The sequence below is a fragment of the Sporosarcina trichiuri genome (assembly GCF_030406775.1).
GTDB lineage: Bacteria > Bacillota > Bacilli > Bacillales_A > Planococcaceae > Sporosarcina > Sporosarcina trichiuri.
Window position 1 is genome coordinate 284,159 of sequence record NZ_CP129119.1, and the last position, 15,979, is coordinate 300,137.

Below are 15,979 nucleotides of genomic sequence, written 5' to 3' on the forward strand. Positions count from 1 at the left end.
ACAAGTCATGAGAAAACCGATCATTGCAGGAAATTGGAAAATGTACAAGACGATGCAGGAAGCAATGGACTTCATGAATGCATTGGAAAGCAGACTGGACGGCACAGGAGCGGCCGAACTCGTCATCTGTCCGCCGTCCCCATACTTGGCGGCACTTGCCGGAAAAGCGGAGAAGCTGCCAGTCAAAATCGGTGCACAGACGATGCATGAGGAAGACGAGGGAGCCTTCACAGGCGAAGTCAGCCCTGTCATGCTGAAAAGCATCGGTGTTGAACTGGTCATCCTCGGCCACTCGGAGCGCAGGCAGTATTATAACGAAACGGACGAGAGTGTGAACCGCAAAGTGAAAGCGGCTTTCGCACACAGTCTGACGCCGATCGTCTGTGTCGGTGAGACACTTGAACAGCGTGAGGCCGAAGAGACAGCGGAAGTGGTCGGACGCCAGGTGAAGAAGGCATTCGAAGGGGTTCGTGAAGAGGATGCGAAACAATCCATCGTCGCCTATGAACCTGTCTGGGCGATCGGCACAGGACGTACGGCAACTGCGGAGGATGCGAACGAAGTGTGCGCGCATATCCGTACTGTTCTTGCGGAGATCTTCTCCGAAGAAACTGCAGAAGCGATCCGCATCCAGTACGGCGGCAGCGTAAAACCTGCCAATATCAAAGAACTGCTGGCGATGAGCGACATTGATGGCGCGCTAGTCGGCGGGGCAAGCCTGGATCCGGACTCGTTTGCCGAACTTGCGAAGGCGGGTTCCCATGAGTAAAGGACCCGTCGGACTCATCATCATGGACGGTTTCGGACTGCGCGAAACAGCTGCCGGAAATGCTGTGGCGCATGCTTCGAAGCCGAACTATGACCGTCTGTGGAAGGAGTATCCGCATTCTACGCTGACCGCCTGCGGAGAAGCGGTCGGCCTGCCGCCCGGGCAGATGGGGAATTCCGAAGTCGGCCACTTGAATATCGGCGCCGGCCGGATCGTCTATCAGAGTCTGACGCGCATCAACAAATCGATCCGTGAGCGGGAGTTCTTCGACAACGAGGCGCTTCTGTCCGCTGTGAACCATGCGAAAAATCACGGCAGCGCGCTGCATGTCATGGGACTGCTGTCGGACGGCGGCGTACACAGCCATTTTGAGCATCTGTTCGCACTGCTGGAACTCGCCTCTATGCACGGACTGGAAGACGTCTATGTCCATGCGTTCCTGGATGGACGGGATGTCGGACCGAAAACGGCGATGGCGTTCCTGCAGCGGACGGAAGAAGTGATGAAAAAAGCGGGCATCGGCAAAATCTCTTCGGTGTCCGGACGGTATTATGCGATGGACCGGGACAAGCGCTGGGACCGTGTCCAGCTGGCCTATGATGTCATGGTCAATGATAAAGGCCCAAGGTACAAAACGGCGGAAGAAGGTGTCCAGGCGTCCTACGATGCGGGAGTGACCGATGAATTCGTCGTTCCGTTCATCGTACAGCAAGCTGGCGGTGAAGCCGTCCGTATCAGCGAAGGCGATGCGGTCATCTTCTTCAATTTCCGTCCGGACCGGGCGATCCAGCTCTCACGTGCATTTACGCAGAACGGGTTCGACGGGTTCCCAGTGAAGCCGTTCACCGACCTGAAATTCGTGACATTCACAGTATACAGTGAAGAAGTGGCCTCCGAAGTGGTCTTTCCGAGCCAGGATCTGAAGAATACGATCGGCGAAGTGCTGTCCGCCAACCACTTGCGGCAGCTGCGGATCGCGGAGACGGAAAAGTATCCTCATGTAACGTTCTTCATGAGCGGCGGCCGGGAAGAGGAATTCGACGGTGAAAAACGGATCCTGATCGCTTCACCAAAAGTTGCGACCTATGATCTGAAGCCCGAGATGAGCGCCTATGAAGTGACGGATGCACTTATCGAAGAGATCGAGAACGACCGGATCGATGCATTCATCCTCAATCTTGCAAACCCTGATATGGTCGGCCATAGCGGGCTTCTCGAGCCGACCGTGAAAGCGGTTGAAACGACGGATGCATGCGTCGGCCGGATTGTCGGGCTGCTGGAGCAGAAGGGCGGCGCGGCCATCGTCACAGCGGACCACGGCAATGCGGATGAAGTGATCACGCCGGAAGGCAATCCGATGACAGCGCACACGACCAATCCGGTCCCTGTCATCGTCACGAAAAAAGGAATCGAGCTCAGAGCGGGCGGGATTCTCGCAGACCTGGCACCAACCATGCTAAAATTGCTGGGAATCGAACAGCCGGAAGAAATGACAGGAACGCCATTATTTTAACTAAAGGGAGAGATTTGCATGCCGGTAATCAGTATTGTTCAAGCAAGGGAAGTTCTTGACTCACGGGGCAATCCGACAGTCGAAGTGGAAGTATTCACGGAAAGCGGCGCATTCGGCCGTGCCATCGTCCCGTCCGGTGCTTCCACCGGCGAATACGAAGCAGTGGAACTGCGTGACGGCGACAAAGGCCGCTACCTCGGGAAAGGCGTCCTGAAAGCGGTCGATCATGTGAATGAAGTCATCGCGGATGCCCTCGAAGACAACTACTCTGTCCTCGATCAGGTCGTCATCGACAAAGCACTGATCGAGCTGGACGGTACCGAGAACAAAGGCAAGCTCGGCGCGAACGCGATTCTAGGTGTTTCGATGGCGGTTGCCCATGCGGCGGCGGATTACTTGGACATCCCGCTCTACCAATACATCGGCGGCATCAACGCAAAACAGCTGCCTGTCCCGATGATGAATATCGTCAATGGCGGCGAGCATGCGGATAACAACGTGGACATCCAGGAATTCATGATCATGCCGGTCGGCGCGGAGTCGTTCCGCCATGCGCTGCGTATGGGTGCTGAGATCTTCCACAGCCTGAAGTCCGTCCTGAAGGAAAAAGGATTGAACACAGCAGTCGGGGACGAAGGCGGATTCGCTCCGAACCTGTCGTCGAACGAAGACGCACTGTCCACGATCGTCGAGGCGATCGAAAAAGCGGGCTACAAGCCGGGCGAAGATATCATGCTGGCGATGGATGCGGCAGCATCCGAGTTCTACAACGCGGAGGAAGGCAAGTACAAGCTTGCCGGAGAAGGCATCGAGAAGACGTCCGAAGAGATGGTGGACTGGTACGAGAGCCTTGTGGATAAGTACCCGATCATCTCGATCGAGGACGGCCTCGATGAGAACGACTGGGCCGGCACGAAGCTGCTGACAGACCGTCTCGGTAAGCGTGTCCAGCTCGTGGGTGATGACCTGTTCGTCACAAACACGAAAAAGCTTGCACGCGGAATCGAAGAAGGCGTCGGCAACTCGATCCTCATCAAAGTGAACCAGATCGGCACATTGACAGAGACATTAGATGCGATCGAAATGGCGAAGCGCGCCGGCTATACAGCGGTCATTTCGCACCGTTCGGGTGAGACGGAAGATACGACGATCGCAGATCTCGCCGTGGCAACGAACGCCGGGCAGATCAAGACCGGTGCGCCGTCCCGTACGGATCGCGTCGCGAAGTACAACCAGCTGCTGCGCATCGATGACCAGCTCGACGAAACAGCCCAGTACCTCGGAAAAGACACGTTCTACAACTTGAAGTGATCTTTTTTGAAGCATTCCGACAACTGCTGCAAACAGCGGTTGTCGGATGCTCCATAGTTTGGTAAACTAGTAAGGGCAGTTGAGCTAGTTTCAGGAGGTGCAATAGTATGCATGCGTTGTTAATGACATTGCTCGTGATCGTCTCACTTTCACTAATTGTCGTTGTACTGCTGCAATCAGGGAAAAGTGCAGGTCTGTCAGGAGCCATCTCCGGCGGAGCGGAACAGTTATTCGGGAAACAGAAGGCACGCGGCTTGGACTTGGTCCTTCAGCGCGTTACCATTATTTTGTCCGTTGTGTTCTTTGTATTGGCGATTGCAATTATGAAAATATAAACGAACAGCAATTTCCGCCTGGCCATCAGTACGGCTGGGCTTTTTTATTTGGCAGGGTGTCAACGTAAGCGGTTGCTTTGCGCTGCAGGCGGACGCTTTCCGGGGGGCACGGCTTCAGCCTCCTCGCTGCTACGCAGCTGTGGGGTCTTCAGCTCGTGCTGATCCCCTCGGAGTCGCCGCCTTCCGCTCCAAGCAACTGGATTGTGTAACAACTTCAAAAGTGTTCATAACAGAAAGGGTCGTTTTGGATGAAGATTGGACAGGCGAAGCCGTTTTTCTTTAAGCATGGGAAGCGGGCGGTGTTGCTGCTGCACGGGTTCACGGGGACGTCGGCGGATGTCCGGATGCTCGGGCGGTATTTGGAGAAGAAGAATTATACGTCACTGGCGCCGCATTATAAAGGTCATGGTGTGGCGCCGGAAGAGTTGATACATACCGGACCGGATGAGTGGTGGCAGGATGTGCTCGAAGGCTACCGGACGCTCCGGGAAGCGGGATATGACCAGATCGCGGTTGCCGGGTTGTCGCTTGGCGGTGTGTTTTCATTGAAACTCGGCAGTGAGATGCCGGTGAAGGGGATTGTGACGATGAATGCCCCGATGTCGATGCGCTCGACGGATCTCATGTATGAAGGTGTGCTGCGGTACGCTGGCGAGTATAAGAAAATTGAAGGGAAATCCGAAGCGGAGATCGAAGAAGAAGTGGAGGCGCTCCGCGGACAGACGATGCCGTCCCTGGCCGATCTACAGCAGCTCATAGCGGACGTGCGCAGCGGACTGGATCTGATCTATGCACCGACGCTCGTCGTACAGTCCGTGCACGATGAGGTGATCGATCCGGAGTCGGCGGATGTCATCTTCGAGACGATCGAATCTCCGGACAAACGGCAGTCCTGGTACAAGAACTCGGGACATGTCATCACGCTCGGCAAAGAAAAAGAACAGCTTCATGAAGATGTCTTTGCGTTTCTCGAGTCGCTTGACTGGGAAGAGTAAACAAGAGGCGTTCAGGCAACACTAGTGAGTAAGGAGGGGTGCGAATTGGATACATTCGAACAACAATTGGAACAGCAGATCTTATCACTTATGAAAGAGGATGCATATAAGCCGCTGACCGTGCAGGAAATCCAGGAATTGCTCGGCATGGAACAGGCGGCGGAATTCAAGGAACTCGTCAAGATGCTCGTCCACCTGGAGCAGAAAGGTGTGGTCATCCGCTCGCGGACGGACCGCTACGGCCTGCCGGAGCGCATGAATCTCGTGCGCGGGAAGTTCATCGGCCATGCGAAGGGATTCGGCTTTGTGACACCGGAGACGGAGGGGATGGATGATATTTTCATCCCGCCGACGGAAGTGAATACCGCCATGAACGGCGACACGGTCCTTGTCCGCGTGGCGAACGGTTCATCCGGCGACCGCCGGGAAGGCAGCATCATCCGCATCGCGGAGCGCAAGACGACGAAAGTGGTCGGAACGTACCAGGATAACCGCGGCTTCGGCTTCGTCATCCCGGACGATAAGAAACTGCCGATGGATATCTTCATCGCAAAAGGCGACAACTTAGGCGCGATCGAAGGCCACAAAGTCGTCGTGGAGATCACTGAATTCCCAAGCGACCGGAAATCGGCGACGGGCAAAGTGATCCAGATCCTCGGCCACAAAAACGATCCGGGTGTCGATATACTCTCGATTATCTACAAGCACGGCATCGAGATCGAATTTCCGGACGACGTCATGAAGCAGACCGACAACGTGCCGGCGGAAATCCAGGAAAAAGATTGGTTCAAGCGGACCGACCTGCGCGACGTGCTGACGATCACGATCGACGGCGCGGATGCGAAGGACCTGGATGACGCAATCTCGCTCGAGAAGAATGCAGACGGCACGCATACACTGTCCGTCCATATTTCGGACGTCAGCTATTATGTGACGGAACACTCACCGCTCGATAACGAAGCATATGAGCGCGGGACAAGTGTCTACTTGACGGACCGCGTCATCCCGATGCTGCCGCACAAGCTGTCGAACGGCATCTGTTCACTCCATCCTCATGTGGACCGTCTGACATTGACGTGCCGCATGACGGTTGACCATAACGGGAAAGTGACGCACCACGAGATCTACCCGAGTGTCATCAATTCCGATTACCGGATGACGTACCAGAACGTCTATAAAATCGTGGAAGAGAAAGACGAAGCCCTGCGTGAAGAATATGCAGAGATCGTACCGATGCTGATGGATATGGCAGATCTCATGAAGATCCTGCGCCAGAAGCGGGAAGACCGCGGTGCCATCGATTTCGACTTCAAGGAATCGAAGATCATCGTCGATGACGAAGGCTGGCCCGTCGACATCAAGATCATGGAACGGACGATTGCGGAGCGCATGATCGAGGAGTTCATGCTGCTGGCGAACGAAACTGTCGCAGAGCACTTCCACTGGATGCAGGTGCCGTTCATGTACCGGATCCACGAAGACCCGAAGACGGAGAAACTGCAGCGGCTGTTCGAGTTCCTGACCAACTTCGGAATTCTCGTCAAAGGGGCGGGCAATAAGATCCATCCGCGCGCGCTCCAGGAGATCACCGAATCGGTTGCAGGCCTTCCGGAAGAAACGGTCATATCGACGATGCTCCTGCGTTCGATGCAGCAGGCGAAGTATTATCAGGCGAGTCTTGGACACTTCGGCCTGTCGACGGATTTCTATACACACTTCACATCACCGATCCGCCGCTATCCGGACTTGATCGTCCACCGGCTCATCCGGACGTACCTGTTCGAAAAGGATGTCTCACAGACGACGATCGCCCATTGGGATGCGGAGCTGCCGGAAATCGCGGAGCACTCATCCGAGATGGAACGCCGCGCAGTCGATGCGGAACGCGATACCGATGCACTGAAGAAAGCGCAGTTCATGGTGGACAAAGTCGGTGAGGAGTTCGAAGGGGTCATTTCATCCGTCACGAACTTCGGATTATTCGTCGAACTCGAGAATACGATAGAAGGACTCGTGCACGTCAGCTACATGACGGACGATTATTACCGCTTCGACGACCGGTCGATGATGATGATCGGCGAGCACACGGGCAAGCAATACCGCATCGGCGATGAAGTCACCGTGCGGGTGGCGGCTGTGAAACCGGAAGAGGCGTCAATCGATTTCGAGATCGCCGACATGAAGCAGAAATTCCACCGGACGCGGAAAGAAGCGCCGAAAGTGATCCATGCGCGCGGCAAATCAGGCGGCGACAGCAAATCCGGCAAGTCCGGACAGTCCGGTCAGTCCGGAAAACCAAACGGCTCCGGCAAGAAAGACAGCGGGGGAGCACCTGGTAAGAAGAACGGCGGCAGCCAGAAGAAACGCTTCTATGAAGGCGTCGCGAAGAAGAACAAGAAACAGAAACCGAGAAAACGAAAGTGAGCGGAGTGGCCAGGCGGCCATTCCGTTCGCGGGAGGTGAAGGGCCATGGCGAAAGGTAAAGGAAAAGTGCTCGCCGTCAATAAGAAGGCGAATTTCGACTACGCCATCGAAGAGACGATCGAAGCGGGCATCGTCCTCGAAGGCACGGAGATCAAGTCGATCCGCAACGGCAAAGTGCAGCTGCGCGACGCGTTCGTGCTGATCCGAAACAACGAGGCGTGGATTTCGAACATGCACGTCAGCCCGTACGAGCAGGGGAACCGGTACAACCACGATCCGGTGCGCTCCCGAAAGCTGCTCATGCATCGCAAACAGATCGCGACACTCATCGGGCAGACGAAAGAAAAAGGGACGGCGATTGTGCCACTCAAGATGTACATCAAGGACGGCTTCGCAAAAGTGCTGATCGGCGTCGGAAAAGGGAAGAAGCTCTATGACAAACGGGCCGATCTGAAGAAGAAGGAAGCCAATCGGGAAATGGCACGTGCACTGAAAGACAAACAGAACTATTGAAGTCTGCCTGTGATTTTGGTATACTGGGTACAGAAAGTCAGTTCCGAAGTCTCGGGATCAGCAGGAGACTGTTGTGACCTCAGACGTTTCCCGGACATCCCTTTAACGGGGACGTTACGGATTCGACAGGGGTGGTCTGAGCGTGAGCTGCGCGTCGGAGGCTCGTCTCCGTCAGAAACGGACCTTAATAATAACAGGCAAAACAAACAACAACCTAGCATTCGCAGCGTAAGCTGTTGAATCTGCCTTATGGTTCCATCGCCCATGTGGCGCTGTAAGGCTCAACCTATAGTGGGATACGCTGGCTGCTGCGTCTCGAGGCAGTCCAGAAGAGATTCACGAGATAGCGCCCCAGACGCCTCGTCTTCCGGCATACGGGTGCGCGAACCTAAATAGAAAGACTACACGCGTAGACGTTTACGTATTGGAGCCTCTGGACGTGGGTTCGACTCCCACCGTCTCCATAGTAATATGGCAAAACACCACCCGCCGAGGGTGGTGTTTTTGTTTGGACTGCTGTTGAAATGACGGGAGCAGTCATACAAGTGCAGGAGTGCTCATAAACACTGGCGTTCCGCTCATAAATCTCTGGAAGTGATCATAACTCCCCGATTCCGCTCATAAAACCGGTAAAGTGATCATAAATCTCAGATTCTGCTCATAAACCTGTGAAAGCGATCATAAACATGGAAATCCGCTCATAATCCTCGGAAAGTGATCATAACGCCCTGTTCTGAGCGGCCAGCCAGCCCGGCATCACTCACCAATCCCCAAACATCTGCGGTACCCACCAAACTCCCGCTCCAACAGTTCCCCAACTTGAAACAAGAGCTCTTCATTCCCTTTCCTGCTCATCAGCTGAACGCTGATCGGCATACCATCCTCATCTCTGCCGACCGGCACAACAAGCGACGGCAGTCCCCAGACGTTCGCATAGCCGGTGAATGGCATATACTTTAAAAATTCTTTCCGCAGGGAGAAGATCTCCTTATACATCCGGCCGTGGAGCGGAGCGCCGGTGTGGTAGACAGGGAACACGACAATGCGGTCGGCGAGATAGCTGTTGAGCTCACGGTCTCCTTGTTCGATGATGGCATCGATTTCCGCCCGCCGTTTGGCAGAGGGACGGAACAGGGTGGCGCCGATGATCGCCCACGAAAGATACGGATGGATGGCGGATCGTCTGCCGAGTTTGGCTTTGGCGAATTCCTTTATGGCGTTCGCCCCTTTGCCGGGCAGGGCGATGTCCCGCATGCCGGATGCGCCGTCGAACGACATCATCTCCTGCCACAAGCGGGCACTGTCCCGGAAGTAGGGCGGCTCCTTGCGCGCAACGGGGAAGTCCTGTTTGAGGTGCGCCGCCACCTGGTTGAGTGCATCTGCCGTTTTCCCTGACATTGGATAGGGGCCGGCCGGCGGCAGCACATCGATCTTCAAATCGTCTGTCTGCCGTTCCTCCATTGACTGCTCGGCGATAAGGCCATACAGCAGGCGCATGTCACGGACCGACTTCCCCATCGGGCCGAAGCCGATCATCCGCTCCTGGATCGGGACGCCGACTGCAGGGAATGAGCCGTCGCCGGACACTTGGAACCGGCCGCTTTTGAAGCCGATGACGCCGTTGAAATGGCTCGGGAACCGGATCGAGCCGCCGATATCCGAGCCGATGCCGACCGCGGCGCCGCCTGCCGCAAGAAGAGCACCTTCGCCTCCGCTCGAGCCGCCGGCTGTCCGGGCCGGGTCCCATGGGTTGTTGGTGCGGCCATACAGGTTGTTGTCGGTCTCCTGGCAGAAACATAGTTCCGGCGTATTCGTCTTGCCGAGGATGATGGCCCCGGCCTGCTTCAGCCGTCTGACCACTTCGGCATCCTTCTCCGCCACTATGTGCTGACGGTGAAGCAGGCCGCCCGTCGTCTTCATGCCGGCTGTGTCGAATGCTTCCTTCACACTGATCGGCACGCCGAACAGTTCGCCGGTGGCTGTCCCGGCTGCGAGCTGCCGGTCTTTCTCCTCGGCTTCCTGGAGCGCCTGCTGGAAGCGGTCTTCCACCATTGCGTTAATGTGCGGGTTCATCCTCTGCAAGTGGGTGACGTACGCACCGACTGCCTCAGTGCATGTCAGCTCACCTGTTTGTATAGCTTTCACTGTTTCCGTGGCGTCCATGTCGAGAATGGCGGGCATCGTTTGTGCAAGAACCATGGTCCCTTGTTCATCCATAATAAAGCCTCCTTTTTCCGGCAGTCATCCCTGTGGGGAGCGGCCGTCTCATTTCCTAGTAACTTGTTACTTTCAGTATACCAGTTAAAATCAGAATAATAGTTCATTTGAAAAGTAGACACTTAAATTTGGCGGAAATATGGAGGGCGATGAGAAAAGTCTTAACACGAATTTGCCGTTATAGTATCATCTTATCGGCGGGCAGCTGTCCCTTCAGGGGGGGGGCAACCGGGCGGGCGTACCGGTTGTATAGAATTGCAACACGTGCCAGCTCGCAATAATGCATAAAGGCTTGCAGAACGGATATATGATAACCGGCGAACTTCGAAAAACGTCTCGCACAGATATTCTCAAAAGGAGGATTCCATGAAACTGATCGATGAACTAACAGATATCTATTTAGAAGGAGTGCAAGGGGAGATGCGCTATCTTTTCGACCGGCACACGGAGCGCATCTTGCTGGATGCGCCGACGTCACTGACGGGCGAACCTGAGATCGACATGGATGACGAAGAGTATGAACTGGCAGTGGAAGTTCCAGTGTCCACGTCTGCTGAGATGTACCAGCTGAGAGCCGAATTTACGCAAAAGCAGACAGAAACGAATTCGGTCGGGGCATTATTGGCGGCACTAGAGGGTCGCAAACCATTCCGGCAGTTCCAAGAAGCGGCATATGAACTTGGACTGATAGAGGATTGGTATACGTATGAACGTACATATGCGGAAGGGATTATGGAAGAGTGGTTGACTGACAATCAATGACCGGGTTTTCCATGACTTGGACTAGTGCCGGAACGCAGTCTGTCATTCTGCACTAGTACATACGGGAACGATCAAAAAGGGACCGAGCCTATCAGCTTGGTCCCTGCAAAGTTTTAGCTCAGCCAATGAAATGAAAACCCAGAACTGTGCCGTCACACGAGCCTGAGATCCTCATCATGCACAATCCCAAACACATTGACGATGAACAGGATGATGCCGAGAGCCAACGCGCCGCCGCCCGAAAATGTGAGGACGTGGGCGAATCCCCGGGTGCTCGGTATCTGCACCATGAACATGCTCGCCAGCAGGAACGGCAGGCCGATCTGGTACAGCCAGAACGTCCAGGTTCCGAGCACGCTCCGTCCTGCACGCGGATACGCCGCATAGACCAGGCCAAGTCCGATTCCGGTGATGAAATAGAGGCTCGCTAATTTGAACCATTTTGAAGCCATTATGAAAATCCCTTTCCCCTTACGATTTCCATGTCTGCAATCAGGTGTGTTACTACTTTTCTCCCGCGATCTTCCGCGGACAAACTTCGATTTGCATAGCTGTATCTTATTGTGGATAGGTGAATGGAAGAAAATGCATATATGAAGCAAACAGAGAATGAAAGAGTTGCTAGTAAGTCAGCAGGGTTCATACAGGACCTGTTGACGCGGGAAAAGTGATCATAAACTTAAGCATTTCGCTCATAAATCGTGAAAAATGATCATAAATCCGCCATTCCGCTCATAAACACGGGAAAGTGATCATAAAACCCGGAAATCACTCATAAACCCTGAAAAATGATCATAACCCATGCCAAACCGCTCATAAACTTGACCCCGCATGTCCCCGCCTGCCCATTCACGCAAAAAAGCTGACCTCACCAGGTCAGCTTTTTCCTTTCCTATTCGCAATCCGCGCCATCAAGCCGGCAGCAGCCCTTCTTCCGCAGCCTGCGCAAGCAGCGCCACCGTCGCAGTCCGGATCAGGCCCGGCAGCACGCCGAACGAGTATGGCTTATACAGGCGCTCGGTCCATTTGTGGCCGTCCTTGCCGTAGACGCCCATGTTGACGGACGGGATGTCGAGCCCCTGGATCGCCTTATATGGAATCGGGAAGAATGTCTCCCATTCCGGCAGGTTGTTAAGCAGGGGAGCCAGCTCGTCTTCCGTCTCGTGGATGGACAGGAAGCTGCCGTCCGCCAAATAGGGGAAGAACTTCTTCAAAGCAAACTGTTCGCCGGTCGCAGCCGACGCTTCCGCCAGAATTGCTGTCAGTGTCTCCTGGATCGCCGCGTCGCGCGCAACGTCCGTCTTCAAATAGTTGTGCGGCAGGAACGGCGGCGCGAAGAACACGATGACGCGCGCTTTCTTGGCTGGGTCCGCTTCCTGCAGGGCGCCGGCGATTTCGAAACTGATCTCCCGGAAGTCGTCCGATTTGCTGTCTGCAATCGCCTGTTCGATGATCGGCTGGACATCGATGCCCTGTTCGATCAGCTGCTGCATGTACTCCTCGTACGTCACGACATCGATCTCCCATGACAGGTCGCGTGTCGGCAGACCGGTGAAGCGGATATACTGCTGGAACTGCTCCTGCAAATACTGCTCGGTTTCCGCGCAGACATTCTTCGTTTCCCTCAGCAGCTTGCCGAGGATCTCACCCGGCGTGTCTTCGTAGACGAAGTAATTGAAGTACAGATGGCTGCTCGAGGCAGTCTGGACGGTATAAATGTCTTTTGTGTCCCGCTGGTACAGGCAGGTCGGCGGCAGGACGAGTTCGCCTTCGATCTGCTCCGCGAGTTCGTACCGGTTGTGGAAGCGCTCTGTCAGTTTCGCAGCGATGAAGTTCGGATCGATGCCGGACAGCGTATCGCCGACATGCACCTCACGGCCGTATATATGGAAGCAAGGCAGGATCTTGCCCGCCGCGCCAGTGTAGATATACCGGTGCGGGTCGCCGTCATAGAGCGGGGTGATGAAGTCCGTGTTGATGGCGAGCGCATACTCGAGGCCCTGTTCCGCCTGCAGCCTGTTCAATTCGGCGAGCGCTCCGATGATGCCGCGGTGTTCGCTTTCCTCGTCGCCGTTCAGCAGGAGCAGGAGATTGCCTTCCAGCTCGTCGCGATGCTCGGAGAAATGCAGGAGGTTCACCATGTGGACTGCTGCGCCGCTCTTCATGTCGACGGCACCGCGGCCGAACATCCAGTCACCGGACTGGGCGTCCCGCCGGAGTTCATCATCGTTTTCGTAGGAGCTGAAAAACTCCGCGAGCGCATCTGGCGAGAAGGCACTGTCTTTCAGCTGGCCGAAGTCTTCCACGCCGACCGTGTCGATATGGGAATGATAGATGATCGTCTTTTTCGAGAACGACTTCCCTTCGACGAACGCAAAGACATTCTTGCGTCCGATCGGATCATTTTCGACCGGCTGCATCCACAAGTGTTCGGGATGCTCCTGGAAGTAGGGGAAGGAGCTCAGGATCCGGAAGAGCTCTCCCGCCACTTCGACTTCCCCTGATGTGCCGTTGATGCTCGGGATGCCGACCAGATGTTTCGTAATCGCCTCAAGTCTCTGTTCCGTTGTCAGTGGGTGGATGGATGCGTACATAGCAAATACCTCCTGCTTCAAATTAGTGTCGTTTCTTATTCGGATATAGGTTCGTGAAATAATCTTTCGTGATTTCCCGCACTTTTCCGTTCAGGAAGAGGACGGCGATCAGGTTCGGGATGACGACCGCTGCCAGCAGCAGATCCAGGAACTGCCAGATGAACTGCAGACCGCCGACCGCTCCGATGACGATGGCAATGATATAGACAAAGCGCATGACTCTAGAGAAAGCAGTGCCGAACAGGAATTCCGCCTGCTTTTCACCGTAGAAGATGATGACGACGACTGTCGTGATGACGAACAGGAAAAGCGTTGCGGAGATGATGAATCCGCTCAGCGATTCGCCGAAGACAGGCGCGAATGAAGCGGCCACCATCGTCGAAGCGTCATCCGCTGCAATCCCTTTCCAGACGCCGGACGTCAGAACGACGAGGGCGGTCAGTGTACAGACGATCAGCGTATCCACGATGACTTCGAAAATCCCCCAGAACCCCTGCTTGGCCGGATGATCAGTCATGGCGGAAGAGTGTGCGATCGGCGCGGTTCCCATACCCGCTTCATTGGAATAAAGGCCGCGTGCGAGCCCCCAACGGATTGCTGCAGCGACTCCGGCCCCTGCAAATCCGCCGGCTGCCGAGATCGGGGTGAAGGCGTGCTGGAAGATCAGCCCGAACGCAGCTGGCACTTCCTTGCTGTTGACCGCAAGGACGATCAGCGCGCTGAGCAAATACAGCACAACAATCGCCGGAATCATTTTCTCGGACACTTTCCCGATGGTCCGGATTCCTCCATACGTGACCAGGATGACCAGGACGGCGACAATGATCCCGGAAGCGAGCGGCGGGATGCTGAACGAACTTTTCAGTGTGGCCGCGATGGAGTTGGATTGGACCATTGCGCTTGCAATGACTTCGATCATGAGGGCGAAGGCGAAGAAGGAGGCGAGCTTCTTCCAGCCGAGCCCTTTCTTTATGTAATACATCGGACCGCCGACATACTCGCCGTGCTTGTTCTTCTCCCGGTATTCGATGCCGAGTACAACTTCGGAATACTTCGTGCCGATGCCGATCAGGGCTACGAGCCACATCCAGAAGATGGCGCCGGGACCGCCGAGCGCGATAGCAACCGGCACGCCGACGATATTGGCAGCCCCCATCGTAGAAGCGAGTGCAGCGGTTGTCGCCTGGAATGGTGTCAGGGTGCCGGGTGAATCCGACTGGGCGAAGATCTTGCCGAACGTTTGTGACACAATGTGCGGGAAGTAACGGAACTGGAAGAAGTTCAGCCGGACGGTCAGGAACAGCCCGCCGCCGATAAGCAGAAGGATCAGCGGCATCCCCCAGATGAAGTTTGATACGGATGAAATCAGTTTTGTGAATTCTGCCACACTTCCAACCCCTTTTCGTATGAATGGAACTCTAATGGAAAGCGTTTACATTCCGCAATGTGGAATGTATTCTGTAATGCGGAATAACTTCGCAAGTACTATTTAATCCTACTTATCTGGCACTGTCAATTCCTTATTTTACGAACAAACCGGTTTTCATAATTTACACAACAGTCAATGTCTTGTAGACTCAATAGACAAGACTTTCTTCATAAGAAGAGCGGTGAGCGGGCGGCAGAAAGGTACAGCCGGAAAGCACCCGCTGGCAATTGAAACGGAGCTGACAAGATGATCCAGTCGATAGATCGGGCAATGAAACTAATTGAAGCACTGTCTGCGGACGGGAAAGACCTCTGGCTTGCCGCAGAGCTCGCAGAAGAGACGGAACTTCCGATCAGTACGGTCTACCGGATCACGCAGTCCCTGCTGCAGCACGGGCTGATCATCCAGGACGAGACAACAAAACAGTTCAGTCTGGGCTACAGGTGGATGGAACTCGGACTGAAGATGTTCGAGAAGCTCGATGTCCGGGACATTACGAGGCCCGTGCTTGAACAGCTCGCAGCCGGCGTGGAGGAGACCGTCTACCTGAATATTCCGCGAGGTGACTACTCGATGATCATTGAACGGATTGACAGTCCAAAGAGCGTGAAGATCCAGGACAGTGTCGGTGCCCGGATTCCCCTCCATATCGGCGGTGCGAACAAAGCGATCCTCGCCAATCTGCCGAGTACCGAAGTACAGAAGATACTGAAGCGGCTGGTGTCTGATGAACAGAAGCGTGCAGAACTGCTGGAGGTGCTGGCCGTCGTGAAGCAGCAGGGGTACGGAATCAGTTATGGGGAGAAGACGAAAGGGACCATCGCTGTCGGTGCTCCTGTCTTCGACTTCGAAGGGCGGCCCGTCGGTGCAATCAGTGCCGAGGTGCTCGCCTACGATTTCAAGGAAGAACGTCTCGACAGTCTCATCGAACAAGTCTGTGCGGCCGCACGCCAGGTCACAGCGGAATTGAGCGGCGCCCAGCACGGATGATCCAGATGTAAGAAGATCGGCTGCGGCCGGTCTTTTTCTGTGTGGAATTTGATTCAGGCAGGGAACACGGCGGCTGCAGCCAAAGGCCGGTTTCACATTCCCTTTCATCCACTTGGCGCTTTGGTGA

The 15,979-nt window shown here is 55.1% G+C and carries 13 protein-coding genes and 1 other RNA gene; 10 read left to right on the forward strand and 4 right to left on the reverse strand.

Going from position 1 to position 15,979, the window contains the following annotated elements; translation table 11 throughout:
• Nucleotides 1-7: 7 nt before the first annotated feature.
• From tpiA to ssrA, 8 genes are all read left to right on the forward strand, one after another.
• Nucleotides 8-769 (forward strand): triose-phosphate isomerase, encoded by a 762-nt coding sequence (gene tpiA, locus QWT68_RS01665; protein ID WP_290149220.1) that lies wholly within the window; start codon nt 8-10, stop codon nt 767-769.
• Complete coding sequence (gene gpmI, locus QWT68_RS01670; protein WP_040285765.1) at nt 762-2,282, forward strand: 2,3-bisphosphoglycerate-independent phosphoglycerate mutase; 1,521 nt, start codon at nt 762-764, stop codon at nt 2,280-2,282. The genes tpiA and gpmI overlap by 8 nt, the downstream gene beginning before the upstream one ends.
• An 18-nt stretch (nt 2,283-2,300) precedes the next feature.
• The gene (gene eno, locus QWT68_RS01675) at nt 2,301-3,593 is read left to right on the forward strand and encodes a phosphopyruvate hydratase (protein WP_040285764.1); all 1,293 of its coding nucleotides are present in this window, start codon (nt 2,301-2,303) and stop codon (nt 3,591-3,593) included.
• A 107-nt stretch (nt 3,594-3,700) separates the two neighbouring features.
• Nucleotides 3,701-3,928 carry a preprotein translocase subunit SecG gene (gene secG / locus QWT68_RS01680; RefSeq protein WP_040285763.1) on the forward strand — a complete coding sequence of 76 codons (228 nt, stop codon included), beginning with the start codon at nt 3,701-3,703 and terminating at the stop codon, nt 3,926-3,928.
• Nucleotides 3,929-4,176: 248 nt separating this feature from the next.
• On the forward strand, nt 4,177-4,923 hold the full coding sequence (locus QWT68_RS01685; RefSeq protein ID WP_040285762.1) for an alpha/beta hydrolase: 747 nt from the start codon (nt 4,177-4,179) through the stop codon (nt 4,921-4,923).
• 90 nt (nt 4,924-5,013) lie between these two features.
• Nucleotides 5,014-7,347, forward strand: coding sequence for a ribonuclease R (gene rnr / locus QWT68_RS01690; RefSeq protein WP_052461714.1), 2,334 nt, complete (start codon nt 5,014-5,016; stop codon nt 7,345-7,347).
• Between the two features lie 45 nt (nt 7,348-7,392).
• Nucleotides 7,393-7,860: an SsrA-binding protein SmpB gene (gene smpB, locus QWT68_RS01695; protein WP_290149222.1), complete on the forward strand. Its 468-nt coding sequence runs from the start codon at nt 7,393-7,395 to the stop codon at nt 7,858-7,860.
• Between the two features lie 107 nt (nt 7,861-7,967).
• Nucleotides 7,968-8,327, forward strand: a transfer-messenger RNA (tmRNA) gene (ssrA, locus tag QWT68_RS01700).
• Between the two features lie 289 nt (nt 8,328-8,616).
• On the opposite strand, the gene QWT68_RS01705 is transcribed toward ssrA, so the two are convergent.
• Complete coding sequence (locus QWT68_RS01705; RefSeq protein ID WP_290149224.1) at nt 8,617-10,077, reverse strand: amidase; 1,461 nt, start codon at nt 10,075-10,077, stop codon at nt 8,617-8,619.
• 366 nt (nt 10,078-10,443) lie between these two features.
• On the opposite strand from QWT68_RS01705, the gene QWT68_RS01710 reads away from it, so the two are divergent.
• A complete protein-coding gene (locus QWT68_RS01710; RefSeq protein ID WP_290149225.1) occupies nt 10,444-10,839 on the forward strand; it encodes a UPF0158 family protein in 396 nt (131 codons plus the stop codon).
• A gap of 152 nt (nt 10,840-10,991) precedes the next feature.
• On the opposite strand, the gene QWT68_RS01715 is transcribed toward QWT68_RS01710, so the two are convergent.
• The 3 genes from QWT68_RS01715 to QWT68_RS01725 form a co-directional block, all read right to left on the reverse strand.
• The gene (locus QWT68_RS01715; protein ID WP_290149227.1) at nt 10,992-11,291 is read right to left on the reverse strand and encodes a hypothetical protein; all 300 of its coding nucleotides are present in this window, start codon (nt 11,289-11,291) and stop codon (nt 10,992-10,994) included.
• Nucleotides 11,292-11,750: 459 nt separating this feature from the next.
• Nucleotides 11,751-13,433 (reverse strand): M20/M25/M40 family metallo-hydrolase, encoded by a 1,683-nt coding sequence (locus tag QWT68_RS01720; protein WP_290149228.1) that lies wholly within the window; start codon nt 13,431-13,433, stop codon nt 11,751-11,753.
• A gap of 22 nt (nt 13,434-13,455) precedes the next feature.
• The gene (locus tag QWT68_RS01725) at nt 13,456-14,820 is read right to left on the reverse strand and encodes an alanine/glycine:cation symporter family protein (RefSeq protein WP_290149229.1); all 1,365 of its coding nucleotides are present in this window, start codon (nt 14,818-14,820) and stop codon (nt 13,456-13,458) included.
• 288 nt (nt 14,821-15,108) lie between these two features.
• On the opposite strand from QWT68_RS01725, the gene QWT68_RS01730 reads away from it, so the two are divergent.
• On the forward strand, nt 15,109-15,852 hold the full coding sequence (locus QWT68_RS01730) for an IclR family transcriptional regulator (RefSeq protein ID WP_040285750.1): 744 nt from the start codon (nt 15,109-15,111) through the stop codon (nt 15,850-15,852).
• Nucleotides 15,853-15,979: the final 127 nt, after the last annotated feature.

What these genes read in the sequence shown, in the direction of transcription:
- tpiA (WP_290149220.1), top strand. Translation starts at nt 8, where the DNA reads ATGAGAAAACCGATCATTGCAGGAAATTGGAAAATGTACAAGACGATG.
- gpmI (WP_040285765.1), top strand. Translation starts at nt 762, where the DNA reads ATGAGTAAAGGACCCGTCGGACTCATCATCATGGACGGTTTCGGACTG.
- eno (WP_040285764.1), top strand. Translation starts at nt 2,301, where the DNA reads ATGCCGGTAATCAGTATTGTTCAAGCAAGGGAAGTTCTTGACTCACGG.
- secG (WP_040285763.1), top strand. Translation starts at nt 3,701, where the DNA reads ATGCATGCGTTGTTAATGACATTGCTCGTGATCGTCTCACTTTCACTA.
- QWT68_RS01685 (WP_040285762.1), top strand. Translation starts at nt 4,177, where the DNA reads ATGAAGATTGGACAGGCGAAGCCGTTTTTCTTTAAGCATGGGAAGCGG.
- rnr (WP_052461714.1), top strand. Translation starts at nt 5,014, where the DNA reads ATGAAAGAGGATGCATATAAGCCGCTGACCGTGCAGGAAATCCAGGAA.
- smpB (WP_290149222.1), top strand. Translation starts at nt 7,393, where the DNA reads ATGGCGAAAGGTAAAGGAAAAGTGCTCGCCGTCAATAAGAAGGCGAAT.
- QWT68_RS01705 (WP_290149224.1), bottom strand. Translation starts at nt 10,077, where the DNA reads ATGGATGAACAAGGGACCATGGTTCTTGCACAAACGATGCCCGCCATT.
- QWT68_RS01710 (WP_290149225.1), top strand. Translation starts at nt 10,444, where the DNA reads ATGAAACTGATCGATGAACTAACAGATATCTATTTAGAAGGAGTGCAA.
- QWT68_RS01715 (WP_290149227.1), bottom strand. Translation starts at nt 11,291, where the DNA reads ATGGCTTCAAAATGGTTCAAATTAGCGAGCCTCTATTTCATCACCGGA.
- QWT68_RS01720 (WP_290149228.1), bottom strand. Translation starts at nt 13,433, where the DNA reads ATGTACGCATCCATCCACCCACTGACAACGGAACAGAGACTTGAGGCG.
- QWT68_RS01730 (WP_040285750.1), top strand. Translation starts at nt 15,109, where the DNA reads ATGATCCAGTCGATAGATCGGGCAATGAAACTAATTGAAGCACTGTCT.